Genomic DNA, 21,215 nt, shown 5'->3' on the forward strand with positions numbered 1-21,215 from the left:
GTGTACACCCTCATTGTTGGTTTATTGCGGAGCCTCGCCCCGGCAGCGCCAACTCTAGAGGGCCAACCTGTCACCAACCTTGCATGGCAACCATACTCGACCAATGTCTAATCCTCTTATCACACACTACTGATCGAGATCCGCCAGTAGCCTTGCCAGCTCATTGGCAAGGAAACGCGGTTGCACGCACTCGCCGAGATGTCCCGAGGCGAAGCGCAGAAAGCCTTGGGCGGCGTGAGGCAAGCGGCGGTCGCGGCGTACGATGAACTGCCAGTGGCTCTCGATGGGGAAATCGGTGACCGGCAGGATGGCGATATCCGGATGCTCCGGCGGCAGCACGTGCTCGGAGAGCACGGCCAGGCCCATTCCGGCGGCCACGCCCACGCGAATCGCCTCGTTACTGGCCATCTGCAGGGTCGGCCCCAGCGACAGGCCGTGCTCCTGCAACCAGCTCTCGAACATCATGCGCGTGGCCGAGCCCGGTTCGCGCAGCAGGAAGCGCTCCCCCAGCAGCTCGTTCATGGCGATTGCCTCACGCTTGGCCAGAGGGTGCCCCTGAGGCGCCACTACCACCAGCGGGTTGCGCAGAAAGCGGCCGGCCAGGGCATGCACCAGGGAGGGCGGATGGCTGAACACATAAAGGTCGTCGTCCTGACGCTCGAAGCGCGTGAGCATCTGGCGGCGGTTGCCGATGTGCAGCGTCACGTCGACGTCGGGAAATGCCTGGCTGTAGGGACCGAGCAAACGTGGCAGCACGTACTGGGCGGTGTTGACCAGCGCGATGCTGAAGCGGCCCCGTTCACCGCCTCGCAATGCCTCGAGGTAGTCCCGGTAATCGTCGAAGCGGCCCAGCACCTCACGACTGGCGCGGTAGAGCTCCCGCCCTGCCTCGGTGGGCAGCAAGCGCCCGCGACGCATATGCAGCAGCGGCTCACCCACCGCTTCGCTCAAGCGCTTGAGCTGCTGCGAGACGGTAGGCTGGGTCAGGTGGAGCTGGCGCGCCGCCTCGCTGACCGAGCCGCTTCGTACCACCACGACATAGACCTGAAGCAGGCGGAAAGTAAGGTGACGAACGTTCATGGCGCGGCCCCGCAGCGCGTCATATAGATAATCACCTATAGTAATCTTATCGAGATTCTATTGGAATCAATATCAGGCGCTGCGCACAATCCGCGACTACTCTGCCATTTGCGGTTACAGAAGAAGAGAGAGATATGCCTGACATTGTCGTCATGTTCTTCCTGCTCGGCCTGCTCGCCGGGGTGGTCAAGTCGGACCTCAACATCCCCAAGGCCGCCTATGACACGCTGAGCCTGCTGCTGATGCTGACCATCGGCCTCAAGGGCGGCATGGCACTGTACGGTAACCTGCGCTGGTCGCTGATCCCCGAACTGCTCTCCGTCGCCGCCCTCGGCGCACTGATTCCGCTGGCGCTGATGCCCATCCTGCGCCGCTTCGCACGTCTCTCTCCCGCCGACAGCGCCAGTATCGCCGCCCACTACGGTTCGGTGAGCGCCGGTACCTTCGCCGTGGCACTGGCCTTTGCCGAAAGCCGCGCCCTGCCCATCGGCGCCGAGGTCACCCTATACCTGGTGATGATGGAGCTGCCGGCGATCATGGTGGCCATTGCACTTTACCGGCGCCATGCCGGCAAGGAAGCCAGCGAGGCGTTCCAGGGCATCTGGCACGAGACCCTGACCAACCGTGGCGTCATCCTGCTGGCAGGCGGCGCGGTGATCGGCGCCATGTACGGCCCGCGGGAAGGTGCGGCCGTGACCGAACTGTTCATGGGCGCCTTCCATGCCGTGCTCGCCCTGTTCCTGCTGCAGATGGGCCTCACCGCGGCGGAAACCCTGCGACCCATTCCCTGGTACCACTGGCGCCTGCTCACCTTCGCCCTGGTGGCCCCGTTCTTCCTGGCCATGGCCGGCCTGGCTGTCGGCCTGATGCTGGGCCTGCCCATGGGCTCGCTGATGATTCTCACGGCACTGGCCGCCAGCGCCTCGTACATTGCCGCCCCGGCGGCCATGCGGACGGCAATACCTCAGGCCAACATCGGCCTGGCCATGCTCGCGGCGCTCGGTTTCACCTTCCCGCTCAACGTGATCGTGGGTATCCCCATCTACTATCAGTTGGCCATGTGGCTGGGTAACTGAGTCGTCCCTCACTCTCTCTACGCCACCGGCAACCCCGGTGGCGTTCGCTTTTTTCTCTCTACCCTCCTCTTTCCTTGTCCTTGCCTCTTCGACATTCGTAGAACGCCCCAAGGCTGCACTTTACGTTAACGTAAACCTCGCCTAGTCTAGTAACATTCGTGAATAGCCATGCGAGCTGCGCCTGCGCGGTTCGCGCAACCCGACAGCTTCGCACCTGACGCACAGCTGCGCTAGCGACAGAAACACCAGCGACGACACAACCATCAGGGAGTTCCGCCATGCTGACCGCCTACAAGCCCCTCGACTTCGGCCTCGACGACGAACACAACATGCTGCGCGATCAGGTGAACGCCTTCGCCCGCGACGAGATCGCCCCGCGCGCCGCCGAGATCGACGAGAAGAACGAGTTCCCCAACGACCTGTGGCAGAAGTTCGGCGACATGGGCCTGCTCGGCATCACCGTGCCGGAAGAGGACGGCGGCACCGGCATGGGCTACCTGGCGCACTGCATCGCCATGGAAGAGATCTCCCGGGCCAGCGCCTCGGTGGGTCTCTCCTACGGCGCGCATTCCAACCTGTGCGTGAACCAGCTCAAGATCAACGCCAATGCCGAGCAGAAGGCCAAGTACCTGCCCAAGCTGATCAGCGGCGAGCACATCGGCGCGCTGGCCATGTCCGAGCCGGGCGCCGGTTCCGACGTGGTCTCCATGAAGCTGCGCGCCCGCCAGGAGGGTGACAAGTACATCCTCAACGGCAACAAGATGTGGATCACCAACGGCCCCGACGCCGACGTGCTGGTGGTCTACGCCAAGACCGACCCGGAAGCCGGCTCCAAGGGAATCACCGCCTTCATCATCGAGAAAGGCATGCCCGGCTTCTCCACCGCACAGAAGCTCGACAAGCTGGGCATGCGCGGCTCCAACACCTGCGAGCTGGTGTTCCAGGACTGCGAGGTGCCGGTCGAGAACGTGCTGGGCGATGAGGGCAAGGGCGTGCGCGTGCTGATGAGCGGCCTGGACTACGAGCGCACCGTGCTCGCCGCCGGCCCCATCGGCATCATGCAGGCGGCCATGGACGTCGTCGTGCCCTACGTTCACGAGCGCAAGCAGTTCAACCAGTCCATCGGCGAGTTCCAGCTGGTACAGGGCAAGATCGCCGACATGTACACCACGCTGAATGCCTGCCGCGCCTACCTCTACGCGGTGGCGGCGGCCTGCGATCGCGGCCAGACTTCCCGCAAGGACGCCGCCGGCGTGATCCTCTACTGCGCGGAAAAGGCCACCCAGGTGGCGCTGGACGCCATCCAGCTGCTCGGCGGCAACGGCTACATCAACGAGTACCCCACCGGGCGCCTGCTGCGCGACGCCAAGCTCTACGAAATCGGCGCCGGCACCAGCGAGATTCGCCGCATGCTGATCGGCCGTGAGTTGTTCAACGAATCCAAGTAAGGGGAGCCCCGATGGCGATTCTGAATACCCAGGTCAATCCGCGCAGCGACGGCTTCCAGGCCAACGACAAGGCCATGCGCCACGAGGTGATGAAGCTGCGCGAGCTGACCGCGGCGATCAGCCAGGGCGGCGGCGAAAAGGCCCGCGCCCGCCACGAGAGCCGCGGCAAGCTGTTCGTGCGCGACCGCATCGACCACCTGATCGACGAGGGCTCGCCGTTCCTCGAGTTCTCGGCGCTGGCCGCCCATGAGGTGTACGAAAGCGACGTGCCCGCCGCCGGCGTGGTCACCGGCATCGGTCGCGTGAGTGGCGTGGAGTGCGTGATCGTCGCCAACGACGCCACCGTCAAGGGCGGCACCTACTACCCGCTGACGGTGAAGAAGCACATCCGCGCCCAGGAGATCGCCCGCAAGCACCGCCTGCCGTGCATCTACCTGGTCGACTCCGGTGGCGCCTTCCTGCCCCGCCAGGACGAGGTGTTCCCCGACCGCGAGCACTTCGGGCGCATCTTCTACAACCAGGCCACCCTCTCCGCCGAAGGCATCCCGCAGATCGCCGTGGTGATGGGCTCGTGTACCGCCGGCGGCGCCTACGTGCCGGCCATGGCCGACGAGTCGATCATCGTCAAGCAGCAGGGCACCATCTTCCTCGGCGGCCCGCCGCTGGTGAAGGCCGCCACCGGCGAGACCATCAGCGCCGAGGACCTGGGCGGCGCCGACGTGCACGCCAAGAAGAGCGGCGTGGCCGACCACTACGCCGAGAACGACGCCCACGCCCTGCAGCTCGCCCGCGCCTGCGTGTCGCGGCTGAACTGGCAGAAGCGCGGCCAGCTCAAGATGCAGGCGCCCAAGCCCCCGCGGCTGGACCCCAGCGAGATCTACGGCATCGTCGGCACCGACCTCAAGAAGCCGTTCGACGTGCGCGAGGTGATCGGCCGCATCGTCGACGACTCCGACTTCGACGAGTTCAAGCGCTACTACGGCGACACCCTGGTCACCGGCTTCGCCCATATTCACGGCTACCCGGTGGGCATCGTCGCCAACAATGGCGTGCTGTTCTCCGAATCCGCCGTGAAAGGTGCCCACTTCATCGAGCTGTGCGCCCAGCGCAAGATCCCGCTGGTGTTCCTGCAGAACATCACCGGCTTCATGGTCGGCTCCAAGTACGAGCACGAAGGTATCGCCAAGCACGGCGCCAAGCTCGTCACCGCGGTGGCCTGCGCCAAGGTACCCAAGTTCACCGTGCTGATCGGCGGCAGCTTCGGCGCCGGCAACTACGGCATGTGCGGCCGCGCCTACGACCCCAACCTGCTGTTCATGTGGCCCAACGCGCGTATCTCGGTGATGGGTGGCGAACAGGCCGCCGGCGTGCTGGCCCAGGTCAAGCGCGAGCAGTACGAGCGTGAAGGCCGCGAGTGGAGCGCGGAGGAGGAAGAGGCCTTCAAGCAGCCCACCCGCGAACAGTACGAGCGCCAGGGCCACCCCTACTACGCCAGCGCCCGCCTGTGGGACGACGGCGTGATCGACCCCGCCCAGACCCGCGACGTGCTGGGACTCTCGCTCGCCGCGGCGATGAACGCGGAGGTTCAGGACACCCGGTTCGGCGTATTCCGGATGTGAGTCGTAAAGTGTCTGCGCTCGCCCATACTGCGTTAAAAAACGGCTCAAGATGCTCATTTAGGGCTCCTAAACTCCGCTCTTTCGCCGTTTTTTGCCTTGCGACCCACATGGATGTGGGAAGTGCGTTGGCCCGTCGGGAACGGGCCTAGCCCTGGCCTTCGCTCGAATACTTTACGAGATTTGGGAGCCACGAAAAATGACTGATACAGATAGCTTTTCTCAGCTAAGCATCGACGAGCGCGGCGTCGCCCGGCTGACGCTGAACCGCCCCGGCGTGCACAACGCCTTCGACGACAGCCTGATCGCCGAGCTCAACGAGCACCTCGCCAAGCTCCACGACGCCGCCCGCCACGGCGAGGTACGCGTGGTGGTGCTGGGCTCCGAAGGCAAGAGCTTCTCCGCCGGGGCCGATCTCGGCTGGATGAAACGCATGGTGGAGTACGATTTCGAGGGCAACCTGGCCGATTCGCGCAAGCTCTCGCAGCTGATGCACGGTCTGGACACCCTCCCTTGCCCCACCGTATGCCGCGTGCAGGGTGCCGCCTTCGGCGGTGCCGTGGGTCTGGCCGCCTGCTGCGATATCGTGATCGCTTCAGAGAAGGCCAAGTTCTGCCTCTCCGAGGTGAAGATCGGCCTCTCCCCGGCGGTGATCAGCCCCTACGTGCAGCGCGCCCTGGGCTCGCGCCAGATGCGCCGCTACGCGCTCACCGCCGAGGTGATCGACGCCGATAAAGCGCTGGAACTGGGCCTGGCCCACCAGATCGTCGGCCACGACCACATCGACGAGGCGGTCGAAGCGATGATCGCCACCCTGCTGGCCGGCTCGCCCCAGGCCCAGCGCGCCACCAAGTCGCTGCTCGCCGAAGTGGCCCGCGACTCCGACAGCAAGGCCACCCGTGAGCACACCTGCCGCGTGATCAGCGAGCTGCGCGTGAGCGCCGAAGGGCAGGAAGGCCTGACCAGCTTCTTCGAGAAGCGCCGCCCCGCCTGGGCCGACGACAACACGAATTCCTCGGAGCGCCGCTCATGAGCCAGACCGATTCCCGCACCACGCCCTTCGACACCCTGCTGGTGGCCAACCGTGGCGAGATCGCCTGCCGCGTGATGCGCACCGCCCGCGCCATGGGCCTGCGCACCGTGGCCGTGTACTCCGATGCCGACGCCAACGCCCGCCACGTGCGCGAGGCCGACGAGGCCGTGCGTCTGGGCCCGGCCGCCGCCCGCGAGAGCTACCTCAAGGTGGAAGCGGTAGTCGAGGCCGCCAAGCGCACCGGCGCCGGCGCCATTCACCCCGGCTACGGCTTCCTCTCCGAGAACGGCGCCTTCGTTCAAGCACTGGACGCCGCCGGCATCACCTTCGTCGGCCCGCCCGCCTCGGCGATTGCCGCCATGGGCGACAAGTCCGCCGCCAAGGCGCGCATGGCCAACGCCGGTGTGCCGCTGGTGCCGGGCTACCACGGCGACGACCAGGACGACGCCCTGCTCAAGTCCGAAGCCGACAAGATCGGCTACCCGGTGCTGCTCAAGGCCAGCGCCGGCGGCGGCGGCAAAGGCATGCGCGTGGTCGAGGCCCCCGAGCAGTTCCAGGCTGCGCTGGACGGCTGCCGTCGCGAATCCCAGGCCGCCTTCGGCGACACCCGCATGCTGATCGAGAAGTACCTGACCCAGCCGCGTCACGTCGAGGTCCAGGTGTTCTGCGACAGCCACGGCAACGGCGTCTACCTGTTCGAGCGCGACTGCTCCGTGCAGCGCCGCCACCAGAAGGTACTCGAAGAAGCCCCCGCCCCCGGCATGACCGCCGAACTGCGTCGCGAGATGGGCGAAGCCGCCGTACGCGCCGCCAAGGAGATCGGCTACGTCGGCGCCGGTACCGTCGAGTTCCTCCTGGATAAAGATGGTTCGTTCTACTTCATGGAGATGAACACCCGCCTGCAGGTGGAGCACCCCGTCACCGAGATGATCACCGGCCAGGACCTGGTCGAGTGGCAGCTCCGCGTGGCCATGGGCGAAGCCCTTCCGCTCCAGCAGGAGGAGCTGACCATCACCGGCCACAGCTTCGAGGCGCGCCTCTACGCCGAAGACCCGGAGCAGGACTTCCTGCCCGCCACCGGCAGGCTCGAACGCTTCGCCATGGACCTCAAGGGCGCCGGACTCGACCCGCGCCAGGTGCGCCTGGACAGCGGCGTGGAAACCGGCGACGTGGTCTCGATGCACTACGACCCCATGCTCGCCAAGCTGATCGTTCACGGCGACGACCGCGACCAGGCGCTTTCTACCCTCAACCGCGCCCTGGCCGCACTGGACGTGCAGGGCGTGGTGACCAACCGCGCCTTCCTGCAGCGGCTGGCCACGCACCCAGCGTTCCGCAACGCGGAGCTGGATACCCGCTTCATCGAGAAGAACGAAGCCACTCTCTTCGCCCCGAAGCAGTACAGCATCGAAGAGTACGCCGGTGCCGCGCTGATTGGCCTCAACCAGCTCGCCCGCGAGTGCGAGAGCGACTCGCCGTGGGACCGCCACGACGGCTTCCGCCTCAATGCTCCGCATACCATCCGTATCTCGCTGTGCGACCCGTCCATCGCTCAGGTGCATGACGCCGAAGGCGTGGTCGTGGTGGAAGGCACCCGGGCCAGCGGCGCCGATCCGTGGGACCTGACCATCGGCGGCGAGACCCTTACCGCCCGCCTGCAGCACCTGGAAGGCGACGCCGTGGCCGTCACGCTCAACGGGCACCGCCGTCGCCTGCAGGCACGGCGCGACGGTAACGTCGTCGTGATGGTCGACCCGCGCGGCGAAACCCGCCTGTTCTGGCGCCGCATCGACGCCATCGACCACGGCCACCACGAAGCCGAATCGACCCTCACCGCGCCGATGCACGGCACCGTGGTCGCGCTGCTGGTGGAAGCCGGTCAGAAAGTGGAAAAAGGCATGCCGCTGATGGTCATGGAAGCCATGAAGATGGAACACACCATGACCGCCCCCGCCGACGGCCACGTGGAGAGCTTCCACTTCAACGCCGGCGATACGGTGGGCCAGGGAGACGTGCTGCTCGAGTTTGCTCCCGCCGAGTAAACTGGAAACGAAGTGAGAGAGCCAAGCTAAGCGGCGCCGGGGACAGGGCGAAGCGGAGGTTATTTGCCATGGATGGCAAATGTAGCGTCCAGGGAAGGATTTACAGCGCCTCCGCATAGCCCTGTCGACGGATCAGCCGCGAATCATGACCATGGCCGTGAACAGGAAGGAGTTTACAAATGGCATTCCCCAAGCGCGTGCGCCTGGTCGAGGTCGGCCCCCGCGATGGGCTGCAGAACGAGCCCAACCCGATCGACACGGCCACCAAGCTGGAACTGATCGACCGCCTGGGCGCTGCCGGCATCGGCTACATCGAAGCGGCCAGCTTCGTCTCGCCCAAGTGGGTGCCGCAGATGGCCGACCATCGTGAAGTGATGACCGGTCTCACGCGCCGCCAAGGCGTGACCTACGCCGCCCTCACCCCCAACCTCAAGGGGCTGGAAGCGGCGTTGGAGTGCGGCGTGGAAGAAGTGGCGGTATTCGGCGCGGCCAGTGAAGCCTTCTCGCAGAAGAACATCAACTGCTCCGTCGCCGAATCACTGGAGCGCTTCGCCCCCGTGCTGGAGCGAGCCAGAGAGGCCAACGTGCGCGTGCGCGGCTACGTCTCCTGCGTGCTCGGCTGCCCCTACGAAGGCGAGATCGCCCCGGCCAAGGTAGCCGAGGTGAGCAAGGCGCTGTTCGATATGGGCTGCTACGAAGTCTCGCTCGGCGACACCATCGGAGTCGGCACCCCGCTCGCCGCCAAGCGCATGATCGAAGCCGTGAGCCGCGACATCCCCATGGAAAAGCTCGCCGCCCACTTCCACGACACCTACGGCCAGGCGCTGGCCAACCTCTACGCCGTGCTGGAAGAAGGCATCAGCGTGGTGGACAGCTCCGTCGCCGGCCTCGGCGGCTGCCCCTACGCCAAAGGTGCCTCCGGCAACGTGGCCAGTGAAGACGTCGTCTACCTGCTCAACGGCCTGGGTATCGAAACCGGCATCGACCTCAACAAGCTCGCCGAAACCGGCACCTGGATCACCCAGACCATCGGCCGGCCGAACCGCTCCAAGGTGGGCGTGGCGCTGGCGGCGAAGTAAGCAAACAGCAGAAACGGAAAACCCCTGAGCCAAGTGGTTGGCTCAGGGGTTTTGTGTCAAGTGGATGCTATCACTGTACAGCCTTACTATAGGACGCAGTTGTTATTCCAAAACATAAACATGGCCATCAATACTGCCAAAATAAACACGCCCATCGACTACAGCTGGAGCGGATGCTATACCTGCACCCGTTTCGTAACGCCACTTCATTTCACCCGTATGGCGATCAACTGCATATAGATAGTGGTCGTGACTACCAAAATAAACTATATCTCCAGCTATGGCAGCCCCCCCTCTCACGAAGCCCTCTGTTTCAAATCGCCAAAGCAACTCTCCATTCTTAACATTTATGGCATTCATGTTGCCATGTGCCCCTGCATGACCCTCCCCATCATCGCCAAAAAATGCGACATTTTCAGCCAAACTGACCGATGACATACTCGAATAATCAATGGGAAATTCAGACACCAGCTCTCCGTTAATTTTATTTATTTTGGAAAGCACACTACTTTCCTCACCACTTATCAGAGCATAAATATACTCACCCCCTATAGCCGGGGTGCTAAAATGCCACTGCCTATCAGTGGGCGGAGTAAAACTCCATTGTAGCTCTCCACTCTCAGGTGAAAGAGCATAAATTGTCTGTGAGACATCTTGAAAATACAGGACGCCATTAGAAATAAGAGGCTGCCTATCGCCACCTGAAATAGGGTGCCGCCAGATCTCCTTTCCATCCGCCAAATCTAAAGAAAAGATAAAATTAGACATAGATGCCAGAAAAACCATGTCATTATATATGGTTGGGGAGTCCATTCCCGAGCGATCATTGGTCTCAAACTTCCAGCGTTCCTCTCCTGATTTTCGGTCGATTGCAATCAAGTAGCTTCCATCGCCTTCTTCCGAGAATAGCCGCCCTACGAGTAGCACATCTTCGTCAATTGCAATCTGAAAACTTGGCTGCCCCCCTAGACTCCTCTCCCACAACAAAGTACCGTCACTCTGATTGAGGGCATACACTCCGCCGTCAATATCAACAAAATATACTATGCCACTGTAAACCAACGGTGTGCTAAACACAGCAGCACCTGCATCAAACGTCCATGCCAGTACCGGTTCACTTTTTGGACCTTCAGCCTCGTAAACACCATTCCTTTCTAGATTAGCTTGGAACATTATAGAGTCGGCCTGCAAAGCTGGCGCCGCCGTCATTAATATAAAATATGACAGAAAGTTTATAAACATAATCTTACTTTGCGACACCTTGTTTTCAATAGCCATGTAACATCCTTGCTCCAACAACTTAATTTATAAATCACCTACGCCCACGAGGCACTTCCAAATCTCCAACGGAAGGATCAAGGCAACGCTGAAAAATTTCATTCAGCTGGTCATCCACACCAGCACGTCGGGTGACATCCTCCCGGGCTATTTCCAACAACCTTTCTTGATAACCTCTTTCAGCTCGATCCAAACACGCATTATAACCACCTTCGGCAACATCTGCAGGCGAGCCATAAATTAGTTGGTTACGTTTTTTCTGGCCGCAGCCATCGACACGGCTACTTCTTGCCTCGTCAGCCATTTCAATGTGCTGCTCCACGATAGCGGGGAGCTGAGATACGCTACTTGCTGCTGCGAGATATTGCGCCGCACACCAAGCTTCACCCCTTATTTTTTCTGCTCCTACCAACAAGCGGATTTGGCCAGACAACCCCAGCGGATCCACCATCCCTGTCGGGTTGCTGACGTAACCATACAGGTTGGTGCCGCCATTCAGACCAATCGGGTCCTGGTTGATGTACCGGCCCTGCTGCGGGTCGTAGTAGCGGTGCCGATTGTAGTAGAGGCCGCTCTCTTCATCGTGCCACTGGCCCTGGAAGCGGATGGGCTGGGTGGTGCGGCCCTGTTCGTTGGCGACCGCGGCCCAGTCGTCGGGCTGGGCTTGCCACAGGGTGTCGCCCCGGGGCGTGACGAGCTGCATGGGTGTGCCCAGGGCATCGGTGACGAAGGCACTGATCTGCTTGGCTGCGCCATCACCGGCCTGGTCGATTCGGAGCATGGGCACGAAGCTGCCGGGCTCGTAGACCACGGTGGTTTGGTGGCGCTCTTTCTCTTCGTGCACGAGCCGATCGCCATCCCAGCCGTAGTGGGTGGTGGCGGTGGTGCCGTTGGCGTGATGGACGGTCTTGCTGATGCGCCGCCCCAAGGCGTCGTAGCGGTAGCGGGCTTCTTCGGTCACTCCCTGGGCGCTGGTACGGGTCAACCGTACCAGGCGGTTGGCGCCGTCGTAGCCCAGGCTGAGCCGCTCGCCATTGGAAGTCTCGCGCTCGATCAGGTTGCCGGCACCGTCGTGACGGTAGCGGGCACCGTCAAGCTGGGTCAGGCGGTTGTCGGGCTGAGCGCTGGCTTGGCCTTCGAGGCGGTTGCCGGCGGCATCCACCGGGTAGCGGTGGGCACGGTCGCCGTGCTGACTGGCGATCAGGCGTCCCGCCGCGTCGTAGCTATAGGCGATGACCGGGCTGGCACTACCCTGGCCGCGGAAGCTGAGCCGCCCGAGGGCGTCGTAGCGGTAGTGCTGCTCGCCTTTGGCGCTGCCAGGGCCGCGCAGGCTGAGGTGATCCAGTTGGCCAAGTGCCGTGTAGCCACGCTCGAGAATCAGCGGTTGGGGCTGGTCGGCGCTACTCAGGCGGCGCTGGGTTTCACGGTGTAGGGCGTCGGGTTCGAGGGCGAGCTCGAGGCCCAGCCCGGGAGCGCTGAGGCCGTGCAGGTGGCCGCTGCCGTAGGTGTGCCAGGCGAGTTCGGGCAGATCCCCGTAGCGGCTGGCCTGGGGTGCACCGGTGGCGGTCAGGCGTTGCTGGTGCTGCCATTGCCAGGCGGCTACGTCGCCGTCGGCATGATGGCGCTGCCGTTCGCCAATGGGACGACCGGCAGTGTCATAAGCGAAGGAGACCTCGCTCTCAGGATTGACGACACCGCTGAGCTGGCCGTCGGCGCGCCACTGATAGCGCTCGGTGCTGGCCGGGGCCGAATCGGTTGCGGGCAGGTGGCGAGCGATCAGGCGTCCGTTGGCGTCGAACTCGTAATGAACGGCGAGCGGCTGCCCGTCGGGACCAAGCCGGTGGGCTTCGGCGCGAGAGCTCAACTGGCCTGCGGCGTCGTAGGTGTAGCGCTGCTCGCGGCCGTCCGGCCCGGTCTCGCTGACGAGGCGATCCATCTCGTCGTACTCGAAGTGGTAGCCGGCGCCGTTGGCCAGGGTCAGTTCACTGAGTCGGCCAGCTTCGTCGTAGGCGTAATGCTCGCGGCCGCCGTCGGCGTCGATTCGCAGTACGGGGCGACCGTGGGCGTCGTAGTGGAACTGCTGCCGATAGCCTTGCGGTCCCTCTTGCTCGACGAGCCGGCCCTGCAGGTCGTGGTGATGCTGCCAGCGGCTGCCATCAGGTAGTTGGGTGGCGATGCGCCGGCCCATCTCGTCGTGGGTGGTGCGGGTGGTTTCACCCAGAGCGTTGGTCACGGCCAGCAGGTAGCCACGGCTATCGTAGTCGTAGCGGGTGGTCTGGGCGGAGCAGTCGGTCTCGGCAACGAGCTGGCCCAAGGCGTTCCATTCGAGTCGGCGGGTGCTACCGCCGGCATCGGTGACGGCGGTGGGACGATCGGGCAGCGCTTCGCTCTCGAAGGCGAAGGTGGTGGTGCCCTCGGGGCCAGTGACACGAATGAGGTTGCCGCGGACATCGCGCTCGAACTGCCAACGATGGTTTTCCGGGCCGGACACGGCGATGGGCTGCCCTTGCGCGTCGCGGGTAATGGCCCAGCGGCTGCCGTCGGGGCCTATCTGAGCGATGACCTGCCCGCTTTCATCGCGTTCGAGCGCGGTCTCTCTGCCGAGCGGATCAATGGTGGCGATACGCTGCCCGGCGTGATCGTAGCGGTACTGAATAACCGAGCCATCGGCACGGGTGTGAGCCGTCCAGCGCTGGCCGGGGCCAGAGCCGCTGAAGTGGTAGCGCTCCTCGCGGCCGAGGCTGTCGGTCACCAGGGTGTGATCCGGATGGTAGGCGTAGGTGCGCGTCAGCCCACCGCTCTCCTCCTGGGCGATGACCCGGCCTTCCGGGACATGGCGGTCCCAGGTGTAGCGAGCTTCGATACCACCGGGCACGCGGTGAGCCGTGAGCATGTGGTCCTGCCACTCGAATTCGCGTACGACCTCGCCGTGACGCAGCTGCACGCTGATCAGGTCGCCTTCTGGGCTGTAGGCATAGCGCACCAGCCAGTCGTCCTGGGTGCTGCCATCGGCCTCACGCACCAGGCGTACGCCGCTGAGGCGTTGGCCGCTGTCCTGCTCGCTCGCCGGCAGCAGTGCTTCGTAGTCGAAGTGGAAGTGGCGCCCGGCGCTGTCTTCGACCTGGACGAGCAGCTCGGCTTCCCAGCGGTAGGTGGTGGCGTAGCCGTTGCGGTCCAGTTCCTGGGCGAGGCGCCAGGTAGACGATGCCTCCTGCGTCGGTGCGAAGACGTAGTAGAGGTCATCATCGCTCAGCACGATGGTCTGTGGGTCGTGACGCAGGGCTTCTGGCAGAGCTGCCCAGCGGGCGCTTTCGCCATCCTTGCCCGCTTCCAGCTCAGTCGGCTCGCCGCCACGCCGCAGCCAAAGCTGCTCGGTGGGCGAATAGCGCGACTGACCCGGCGCCAGAGCGCCGAAGGTAATGTCGCGGCCCTGGGCATCGTGGATTACGCAGGCATCGTCTCGCAGAGTGAGCGAGAGGCCGTCGCCGGGTACCGACCACCCCTGCCCCAGCACGCCGATACGGGCATTGGCGGAGAGGTAGCCGCGTGAGAACACGAAGGGCCGCGGTGCCGGCAAGGCGAAGTCGGTTTCCGCGGGCAGCAGCTTGGCGCCCAGCAGCGGATTGACCGGGCTGCCCACGGCAGGCGCACAGGCACTGCAGCGGTTGGCCAAGCCTTCGAGCATGGCGGGATTGCCGAGATCCAGCAGATTACCTAGCTGAGAAAACAGCCCGGCACCGACCGATTTGAGCGTCACGTCCTCGCTGGCTTCCGGTGTGGCGGCACCCGGCAGCAGCGCCGCCGCCGCCCCTTGCCCGCTCCCCGAGCCGGGGCTGCCACCGGAGTTGATCTTGACCTGGGCGCCGACGATGGTGATGCCGCTGGGGTCGAGCTTGAGGAAGCTGCCGCCGGCCTTGAGGGTGATCTCGGCGCCGGCGTCGATCACGGTCTTGCTGCCGGCCTGGTGGTGGATCTCCTGGCCGGCTTCGACGAGCTGGGCGCGGGCGGTCTTTTCGTGGCGCGTGGCGCCAACGATGAGGTGGTCGTCGCCGTCGACCTTGAGGTGGCGCTGGCGGCGCACGGTGAGGTGGTCGTCGGCGTGGATCTCGCTGATGCGGTGGCGGTGCACGGTGAGATGGCTGTCGTGGCCGATCTCTTCGGTGCGGTCGTTGTGGGTCAGCAGTTCCAGGTCTTTCTGGGCGTGCAGCCAGATCTGCTCCTGGCCGGCTTCGTCATCGAAGCGCAGTTCGTTGAAGCCTTCGCCCTGGTGACTCTGGGTGCGGATGACGGTGCGGGTCTTGTGCGCTGGCAGTTCGTAGGGCGGTGTACTGACGGCGTTGTAGATCCGTCCGGTGATCAGCGGTTGATCGGGGTCGCCCTCCAGGTAGCTGACGAGGACCTCATGGCCGATCCTCGGAATCGCCATGCTGCCGTAGCCGCCGCCGGCCCAGTCCTGACTCACCCTCAGCCAGGCGCTGGCCGTTTCGTTGGGCTCGGCATAGCGATCCCAGGGGAACTGCACCTTGACCCGGCCGTGCTCGTCGCAATGGATCTCTTCGCCTTCGGGGCCGACGACGAAGGCGATCTGGGGGCCGTCGACCCGAGGGCGGGGGTTGGGCTCGGGGCGCCAGGCCTGGTCGGCGGGCATGAGCACCAGTTCGTTGTGGTATCGGGTCATGGCTTCCGAGCCTGCCCGATCCTGCAGGCCATCACTTTGATCGGTTTGCTCGCTGCCCTGAACGAAGCCGTCCTCTTCCAGGGCCTGGGGCTGCTTGCCGTGGTGCACCACGCCGAGCACCTGCCAGTCGCGGTTAAGGTCCTCGAGGTCATGGTCGGTCAAGGTGAAACGGGTGCCCGGGGCGAGCTCAGGCAGGTCGCTCTCGGCGTCGGCGGTATTGGCGCCACGGCGCAGCGCTTCGAGACGAATGCGAGTGAAGGCCAGGCCGGAGGCATCGGCCTTGTAGCGCCCGGGGTAGTCGTAGTGTTCGTAGTCGCTGCGCTGGCCGTGAGCTTCTAGATCGCGTGCGGCGTGGTCGTGCAGCTGGCCGTAGGCAGGTTTCTTGAACGAGTAGTCCTTGAGCGTGGCCGAGGCCGGCGCGACCCGGGCATGCTGCTGCAGCTTGCGCACATGACGGGCCGGCGGCGTGCCCCCGGCGCGACCGTGGTAGGTACGCTCGCCCAGGTGGCTCAGCACCTGAGGCGCGTCGGCGAACACCAGGCGGTGGGCGGCGCTGGGTGTCTCGCCACCGGTCTCGAAGAACTCATGGAAGTAGAACAGCCCCTCTTCGGCGGCCAGACGCTCGACGAAGGCAAGATCGTCTTCCCGGTACTGCGTGAGGTACTCCCGAGGCTCGGGTTCACGGGTGGCGGCGAAGGCGAGATCGGTCAGCCCGTGCTCGTCGCACAGGGTGTTGAGTACCGTGAGCGGCGAGACCTCCTGGAAGATGCGCGAGTTCTGGCGCAGGCCGAGGCGCCACAGGGCGGGACGGATCTCGATCCGGTAGAAGGTGTGGCGGTGGCCGCGGTCGCCACGGGCGAACTCGCTGACGATGCCGTTCACCTGGCGCAGCATCTCGTCGTCCTGCCAGATCGTCAGGGTGGCCTCGCGGTCGAGGATGTCGCGGGCGGAGAGGCTGCCGTTACGGCTGGCGAAGCGCACCGTGAGCTTGAAGGGGGCGGAGAGCCGTTCCCGGTGGGTGAACTCGATGACCGCCAGGCCCTCGGTATCGGGCAAGGTCAGAGTGAAATGCAAACCGGTGGCCTTGGCCATGTCGCCTCCCTGCGGCTGGAAGTACTCGATGTTATTGGTCGTTTTGCGTACGCACGCTTTTTCGCGCAGCAAAGCATACCAATCGCGGCCAGGCGTATCTGTGGCGCTTCGCTGATAAGAATGTAAGAAATAGCTTACAAAGGAAAGTGAGCTACCCTCTCTTCTCGTCGGCTGGCTCAGCAAATGGCGCCAGCCGAGCCGTTCGAAGCTCGGCGTGGCGCTGGCAGTTTAAATCGCTTGGCCGCCGGAAACCTCGATGCGCTGGGCATTGATCCAGCGATTCTCCTCCCCTAAAAGTCTGGCAATCATTGGGCCGATGTCGTCGGGAACGCCCACACGGCCCAGAGCTGTCATCTCAGCGAAGACTTTATTCAGGTCTGGAATATCGCGAACTGCCCCACCAAGAAAGTCGGTTTCAATCGCCCCCGGTGCCACGGTATTAACCGTGATGCCGCGACTTCCCAATTCCTTGGCCATGTAGACACTCAGGACTTCTACTGCTCCCTTGACCGCCGAGTAGGCGGAAAAGCCTGGATAGGAGACACGAGTCAGCCCAGAGGAAAGGTTGATGATGCGGCCACCATCAGCAATCAGTGGCAGCAATGCCTGAGTAAGGAAGAAGACTCCCTTGAAGTGTACGTTTACCAGCGCATCAAATTGCTCTTCAGTGGTTTCGGCCAACGGTGCCATATCACCATGCCCAGCGTTGTTGACAAGGTAATCGAAGGTGTCACGATGATAGGTATCGCGGAGCATCATACGCAGCCGATCAGCGAAGGCCGCGAAGCTAGAGGCATTGCCCACGTCGAGCTGCAGCGCGACAGCCCTGCGCCCCAGCGCTTCGACTTCAGCAACCACCGTCAAAGCCGCATCGGCCTGGCTATGATAGGTAATGACGACATCGCTGCCCTGGCGAGCGATATTCAGTGCGGTGTTACGGCCGAGACCACGGCTGGAACCGGTTACAATGGCGATCTTGGTCATGATAATACCCTGTGGTTCGTGAACGGGATCTCATTGTGTGTTCCGTGAAAAAACCCGTCCTTACCGAAACCTCGACGCTATTTGCCTATTCCTCCAACGGGACACCGATGCGGCTACCAACTGCTCAAGGGACGAATCATGACCGATGCTCTGCTTCAGGCCGTTAGAGGTTATGTAAGGAAATCAGATCCCAACAGCCTGGCCCAGACACCGATTCCAGAGCTGACTATCCTTACTGCGCCCGAGCCCAGTGGGCTGGATTATGCAATCACCCGCCCTCTCGCATGCCTAGTACTGCAGGGCAGTAAGCAGGTGATGATGGGAGCTGACGTATTCACCTTCGGTGCTGGAGATTCATTACTGATCACGGCGGATGTACCAACTGTTAGCCAGATCATTCAGGCGACTACCGAAGCCCCTTATATCTCGTTGGTGATCGACCTGAATCCTGCACTGGTCACTGAGCTGATGGAGGAAATTCAATCCATCCCGCCCCCAGACTCAGCACCGATAAAGGTTGAACCAACCGATGTCGAGGTAAGCGAGGCCGTGCTACGCCTGATGCGTCTTCTGGATCGTCCAGCTTCCGTAACGGTGCTGCACGCTTCGCTGATGCGGGAACTGCACTACTGGCTACTAGCTGGGCGCCATGGCTCTGCCATCAGCCGCCTCGGTTGGCCCGAGGGACATGCCCAGCGCATCGCTCGAGCGGTGACAGTGCTGCGTACAGGCTTCAACAAACCTTTGCCAGTGGAGCATCTGGCTTCCGTAGCGGGTATGAGCCCCTCATCATTCCACCACCATTTCCGTCAACAGACCTCACTGACACCGCTGCAGTTTCAGAAACAATTACGTTTGATCGAGGCAAGACGGCTAATGCTTGGAGAAGGGGTATCGGCGAGCAGTGCGGCATTCACCGTGGGTTATGAAAGCGTGTCACAATTTAGCCGCGAATACCGCCGGTTCTTCGGCTTGCCGCCAGCCAAAGATACGGCTAGACATAAAAACCACGCGTAGGGCCTTGTCAGCCGGCCGAACCGCTCGAAGGTGGGCAGCGCTGGAAGCGGAGTAGGCAGGCATAGAAACGAAAGCCCTGAGCCAACTGCTTGGCTCAGGGCTTTGTGTCTGGCTTAACTCAATTATCAGGATGCTCGCACTAGAGCCGCAGTAGCCTTGCGGACAATCGGCAGTACTAACAGCAATACCGGGAATGCAATGACCCAAGAAACAGCCCATGCACTCAGCCACTTAGCAATGAACTGCGGGGTAATGCTCACACCCGTCAACGTACTGATCAGCGAAACGATGCACGTCATCAGGATGGACAGCAACAAAGGCATAACGAGGGATGCATAACGCGCGGGAAGTTTTGGGATGCCAAGAAAAATGGTCGGTTTGTCTGAAGCGTTCATCAGGCTCTCCTGGATACAGTCAAGTAAGGCACATTCGCTCAAAACCGAGCTAACCCCTCCGGCAGGCCGGTGGTAGCGGCGCGTTGATTGACGTTGAACGCTTACGGTCAGTCGCGCATGTCGCGATGACAGGCAACATGGTAGTGCGTGCGACCAAGCATGGCAAGAGTTGCCTAACGCTGGGTGTCGTGCGAGAAGTGCCAGATTTTTATGCCACCGCGATGGACTTAATTTTATAGTTACTTTTCCCTTGCATGCCATCTATTCTCGTAAATGTCGCACCCACAACGACGTTCCTTCCCATTAGATCGATCATGGTAACTTGGTCGCTTCCTTCCCACTCGACGAAAGCCCAATGCCCATCATCTGGAGAAACAATAAAAGGCCATTTAGTATAGTTGCTCTTTTCCTTCTCCCACTCTACCGCCACACCAAAAATTTTCTCATTTTCATCTATTTGGTTATTGGCTGTTAGCTGAGCTTTAAATTCCATGTACTGGCGTTCATCATCTATATAACACGCCTTTATCGTAACCATTATATCTCCCTGAAAAATTGCATAGACTACTACTCACGCGCCGCGTCTCTAAACGCGGCGCGCGGGCAGTTGTGGGTGCCTTCAGCCAACGATGCTTACTTTGCGCGATAGATGGCACATAGCTTGTGGCCATCCGGGTCACGTACATAAGCGAGATGCACTGCGCCCAAGCTGCTTTCCCTTAGCCCGGGCGGATCTTCGATCGTCTTGCCTCCATGTGCGACCGCTGTGTCATGGAACGCCTGAACCTGCTCAGGGGAGTTGCACTTGAAGCCAATCGTGCTGCCATTCGCAGTCGTCGCTTCTTCGTCATTGATGGGCTCAGTCACACAAAACGTGCTCCCTTCATGCCGGTAGAAGAGACGCATATGGCCGGAAGCCGCCTGGTGGCGCAGTGGTTCCCCTGCTCCCAGCGTGCCGAGCACGGCATCGTAGAAGCGCTTCGAACGCTCGAGATCATTCGACCCAATCATCACATGATTTAACATTTCTTTTTTCCTATTGAGCACAAAAGACAACCCACCAACGTCAATGAACTAGGCTACCACCCTCGCCATCAGGTGTGCGTCCACATACTGGCCGTTGCGAAAAGCGTAGTTTCGGCACGTTCCCTCAATCACAAAACCATGCTTCTCGTAGAGACCAATGGCTGCCTGGTTTTCTGTGTAGACCTCGACCTCAATACGCGAAACGTTCATCCACTTCTCGCAGGTTTCGATTGCGGCCGCTACGAGCGCAGATCCTACGCCGGCGCCCCGGGCGGCTGCCTTGACGCCCATGCCAAATGTTGCGACATGGCGTCTACGAGGAGACTGGAAGACTTCCAATCCCAGCTGCCCAACAACCTGCTCGTCTTGGATGGCAACCAGGCAGACGAAACCCGGGCGAGAGCAGTCGAGCCTTTTCTCCCAAACGGCGACCGGCTGGTAAGGGAGCTGCAGCGTATCCGAGTATGCGTGGGGCTCGGAGTACAGTGCATGCACCTGCGGAATATCGGCAGGCTCCATGTGTCTGATCGTGATCGGCTGCATGGCGTCTTGTCGTGGCCTAGGGGTGTACGCACGCTGGGCTTCATGCGCATGCTTATTCAGTTTTTCCTTACCCTACGCCAGCGTTGCCGGCAACGCCAACAGGCACGGAGACATTTTATTGACGCCTAACAAAGCCGGGGGCGCCTAAGCGCCCCCGGTTGTTGACCAAGTAAGGAACAAGTACACAGCTCAATGCCACTTGCCTTTGCCACCTCCAACACCGGTGACGGTGGAGACTGCCCCCGACTGGAAGTGGCCCAGCAGTTTGCTGTGGCTGTCGAAGAACAGGATGCTCAGGTAGACCGGCGTGCCCTGGAACTCGAAGCTCACGGTGTCGCGATAAAGCCGCTCGAGATCGTTGGTGTAGACGTGTCCGAAGAGTGCGCCGCCGCCCGGTGAGGAGGCGCCTCCAGCGTTGCCGTCGAAGGTCTTGCCGCCATTGGTGATATTGACCTGGAACTTCAGATAGAAGATCAGGCTGGCCACGCTGCCGTTGGCGGGATAGGCCGTTTCGGAAGCAACCAGTGTCTGGGCGACATCGTCGATCTTCTCGGGCTCGAGCTTGCCATGCATGGCGACACGGAAGTCGTGGGCGATCAGCTGCTTGTCGATGGTTTGCGGAGCGTTCATGGGGTGATACCTCGTATGTTGTTCTGGAATGGCGGTCGGACCTCGACCGCGGCTTACTGCCCTAGTCATTCCAGTTGAGGAATCTCATACCGACCGCATCAGCTCGGTATCACCATGAACGCCGGTATCAGCCCCACGAAGCGCAACGGATCACTTCGGTATCACCTCGTCTCACCCCCTTGGTTACACCATCCTCTT

Annotated in this window: 16 protein-coding genes and 1 pseudogene; 7 read left to right on the plus strand and 10 right to left on the minus strand. The window is 62.3% G+C overall.

Annotation, left to right across the window (positions count from 1 at the left end; all coding sequences use genetic code 11):
* Nucleotides 1-126 precede the first annotated feature (126 nt).
* Nucleotides 127-1,080: a LysR family transcriptional regulator gene (locus C4S71_RS14610; protein WP_086510408.1), complete on the minus strand. Its 954-nt coding sequence runs from the start codon at nucleotides 1,078-1,080 to the stop codon at nucleotides 127-129.
* 134 nt (nucleotides 1,081-1,214) lie between these two features.
* On the opposite strand from C4S71_RS14610, the gene C4S71_RS14615 reads away from it, so the two are divergent.
* From C4S71_RS14615 to C4S71_RS14640, 6 genes are all read left to right on the plus strand, one after another.
* Nucleotides 1,215-2,156, plus strand: coding sequence for a sodium-dependent bicarbonate transport family permease (locus C4S71_RS14615; RefSeq protein ID WP_086510407.1), 942 nt, complete (start codon nucleotides 1,215-1,217; stop codon nucleotides 2,154-2,156).
* 278 nt (nucleotides 2,157-2,434) lie between these two features.
* A complete protein-coding gene (locus C4S71_RS14620) occupies nucleotides 2,435-3,604 on the plus strand; it encodes an isovaleryl-CoA dehydrogenase (RefSeq protein WP_103969623.1) in 1,170 nt (389 codons plus the stop codon).
* A gap of 11 nt (nucleotides 3,605-3,615) precedes the next feature.
* Nucleotides 3,616-5,223, plus strand: a complete 1,608-nt coding sequence (locus C4S71_RS14625) for a carboxyl transferase domain-containing protein (RefSeq protein ID WP_103969624.1) — start codon at nucleotides 3,616-3,618, stop codon at nucleotides 5,221-5,223.
* A gap of 196 nt (nucleotides 5,224-5,419) precedes the next feature.
* On the plus strand, nucleotides 5,420-6,253 hold the full coding sequence (locus tag C4S71_RS14630) for an enoyl-CoA hydratase-related protein (protein ID WP_103969625.1): 834 nt from the start codon (nucleotides 5,420-5,422) through the stop codon (nucleotides 6,251-6,253).
* Nucleotides 6,250-8,295 (plus strand): acetyl/propionyl/methylcrotonyl-CoA carboxylase subunit alpha, encoded by a 2,046-nt coding sequence (locus C4S71_RS14635; protein WP_103969626.1) that lies wholly within the window; start codon nucleotides 6,250-6,252, stop codon nucleotides 8,293-8,295. The genes C4S71_RS14630 and C4S71_RS14635 overlap by 4 nt, the downstream gene beginning before the upstream one ends.
* A gap of 179 nt (nucleotides 8,296-8,474) precedes the next feature.
* A complete protein-coding gene (locus tag C4S71_RS14640; RefSeq protein WP_086510400.1) occupies nucleotides 8,475-9,374 on the plus strand; it encodes a hydroxymethylglutaryl-CoA lyase in 900 nt (299 codons plus the stop codon).
* Between the two features lie 102 nt (nucleotides 9,375-9,476).
* Here C4S71_RS14640 and C4S71_RS14645 read toward each other — a convergent pair whose 3' ends face one another.
* The 4 genes and pseudogenes from C4S71_RS14645 to C4S71_RS14655 form a co-directional block, all read right to left on the minus strand.
* A complete protein-coding gene (locus C4S71_RS14645; RefSeq protein ID WP_103969627.1) occupies nucleotides 9,477-10,652 on the minus strand; it encodes an outer membrane protein assembly factor BamB family protein in 1,176 nt (391 codons plus the stop codon).
* Nucleotides 10,653-10,686: 34 nt separating this feature from the next.
* Nucleotides 10,687-14,337: an RHS repeat-associated core domain-containing protein gene (locus C4S71_RS22745; RefSeq protein WP_235014494.1), complete on the minus strand. Its 3,651-nt coding sequence runs from the start codon at nucleotides 14,335-14,337 to the stop codon at nucleotides 10,687-10,689.
* A 69-nt stretch (nucleotides 14,338-14,406) separates the two neighbouring features.
* Nucleotides 14,407-16,422: pseudogene (locus C4S71_RS22750) on the minus strand (type VI secretion system Vgr family protein); the annotation flags it as partial.
* Between the two features lie 228 nt (nucleotides 16,423-16,650).
* The gene (locus C4S71_RS14655) at nucleotides 16,651-17,406 is read right to left on the minus strand and encodes an SDR family oxidoreductase (protein WP_103969629.1); all 756 of its coding nucleotides are present in this window, start codon (nucleotides 17,404-17,406) and stop codon (nucleotides 16,651-16,653) included.
* 138 nt (nucleotides 17,407-17,544) lie between these two features.
* Between C4S71_RS14655 and C4S71_RS14660 the strand changes: the two genes are divergently transcribed.
* Nucleotides 17,545-18,423 (plus strand): AraC family transcriptional regulator, encoded by an 879-nt coding sequence (locus C4S71_RS14660; protein WP_103969630.1) that lies wholly within the window; start codon nucleotides 17,545-17,547, stop codon nucleotides 18,421-18,423.
* 125 nt (nucleotides 18,424-18,548) lie between these two features.
* On the opposite strand, the gene C4S71_RS14665 is transcribed toward C4S71_RS14660, so the two are convergent.
* The 5 genes from C4S71_RS14665 to C4S71_RS14685 form a co-directional block, all read right to left on the minus strand.
* Nucleotides 18,549-18,818 carry a DUF2798 domain-containing protein gene (locus C4S71_RS14665; RefSeq protein WP_103969631.1) on the minus strand — a complete coding sequence of 90 codons (270 nt, stop codon included), beginning with the start codon at nucleotides 18,816-18,818 and terminating at the stop codon, nucleotides 18,549-18,551.
* A 208-nt stretch (nucleotides 18,819-19,026) separates the two neighbouring features.
* Complete coding sequence (locus C4S71_RS14670; RefSeq protein WP_103969632.1) at nucleotides 19,027-19,356, minus strand: hypothetical protein; 330 nt, start codon at nucleotides 19,354-19,356, stop codon at nucleotides 19,027-19,029.
* Nucleotides 19,357-19,451: 95 nt separating this feature from the next.
* On the minus strand, nucleotides 19,452-19,844 hold the full coding sequence (locus tag C4S71_RS14675) for a VOC family protein (protein WP_103969633.1): 393 nt from the start codon (nucleotides 19,842-19,844) through the stop codon (nucleotides 19,452-19,454).
* 48 nt (nucleotides 19,845-19,892) lie between these two features.
* Entirely contained in the window at nucleotides 19,893-20,387 is a 495-nt protein-coding gene (locus C4S71_RS14680) for a GNAT family N-acetyltransferase (RefSeq protein WP_103969634.1), read from the minus strand.
* Between the two features lie 189 nt (nucleotides 20,388-20,576).
* Nucleotides 20,577-21,017, minus strand: coding sequence for a VapA/VapB family virulence-associated protein (locus C4S71_RS14685; RefSeq protein ID WP_103969635.1), 441 nt, complete (start codon nucleotides 21,015-21,017; stop codon nucleotides 20,577-20,579).
* Nucleotides 21,018-21,215 lie beyond the last annotated feature (198 nt).

The organism is Billgrantia desiderata (assembly GCF_900108215.1).
GTDB lineage: Bacteria > Pseudomonadota > Gammaproteobacteria > Pseudomonadales > Halomonadaceae > Halomonas > Halomonas desiderata.

Bases quoted from the DNA above. Each gene is read 5' to 3' on its own strand.
- C4S71_RS14665 (WP_103969631.1), bottom strand. From the start codon at position 18,818: ATGAACGCTTCAGACAAACCGACCATTTTTCTTGGCATCCCAAAACTT.
- C4S71_RS14610 (WP_086510408.1), bottom strand. From the start codon at position 1,080: ATGAACGTTCGTCACCTTACTTTCCGCCTGCTTCAGGTCTATGTCGTG.
- C4S71_RS14655 (WP_103969629.1), bottom strand. From the start codon at position 17,406: ATGACCAAGATCGCCATTGTAACCGGTTCCAGCCGTGGTCTCGGCCGT.
- C4S71_RS14640 (WP_086510400.1), top strand. From the start codon at position 8,475: ATGGCATTCCCCAAGCGCGTGCGCCTGGTCGAGGTCGGCCCCCGCGAT.
- C4S71_RS14670 (WP_103969632.1), bottom strand. From the start codon at position 19,356: ATGGTTACGATAAAGGCGTGTTATATAGATGATGAACGCCAGTACATG.
- C4S71_RS14680 (WP_103969634.1), bottom strand. From the start codon at position 20,387: ATGCAGCCGATCACGATCAGACACATGGAGCCTGCCGATATTCCGCAG.
- C4S71_RS22745 (WP_235014494.1), bottom strand. From the start codon at position 14,337: ATGCTCGAAGGCTTGGCCAACCGCTGCAGTGCCTGTGCGCCTGCCGTG.
- C4S71_RS14660 (WP_103969630.1), top strand. From the start codon at position 17,545: ATGACCGATGCTCTGCTTCAGGCCGTTAGAGGTTATGTAAGGAAATCA.
- C4S71_RS14685 (WP_103969635.1), bottom strand. From the start codon at position 21,017: ATGAACGCTCCGCAAACCATCGACAAGCAGCTGATCGCCCACGACTTC.
- C4S71_RS14635 (WP_103969626.1), top strand. From the start codon at position 6,250: ATGAGCCAGACCGATTCCCGCACCACGCCCTTCGACACCCTGCTGGTG.
- C4S71_RS14630 (WP_103969625.1), top strand. From the start codon at position 5,420: ATGACTGATACAGATAGCTTTTCTCAGCTAAGCATCGACGAGCGCGGC.
- C4S71_RS14615 (WP_086510407.1), top strand. From the start codon at position 1,215: ATGCCTGACATTGTCGTCATGTTCTTCCTGCTCGGCCTGCTCGCCGGG.
- C4S71_RS14675 (WP_103969633.1), bottom strand. From the start codon at position 19,844: ATGTTAAATCATGTGATGATTGGGTCGAATGATCTCGAGCGTTCGAAG.
- C4S71_RS14625 (WP_103969624.1), top strand. From the start codon at position 3,616: ATGGCGATTCTGAATACCCAGGTCAATCCGCGCAGCGACGGCTTCCAG.
- C4S71_RS14645 (WP_103969627.1), bottom strand. From the start codon at position 10,652: ATGGCTATTGAAAACAAGGTGTCGCAAAGTAAGATTATGTTTATAAAC.
- C4S71_RS14620 (WP_103969623.1), top strand. From the start codon at position 2,435: ATGCTGACCGCCTACAAGCCCCTCGACTTCGGCCTCGACGACGAACAC.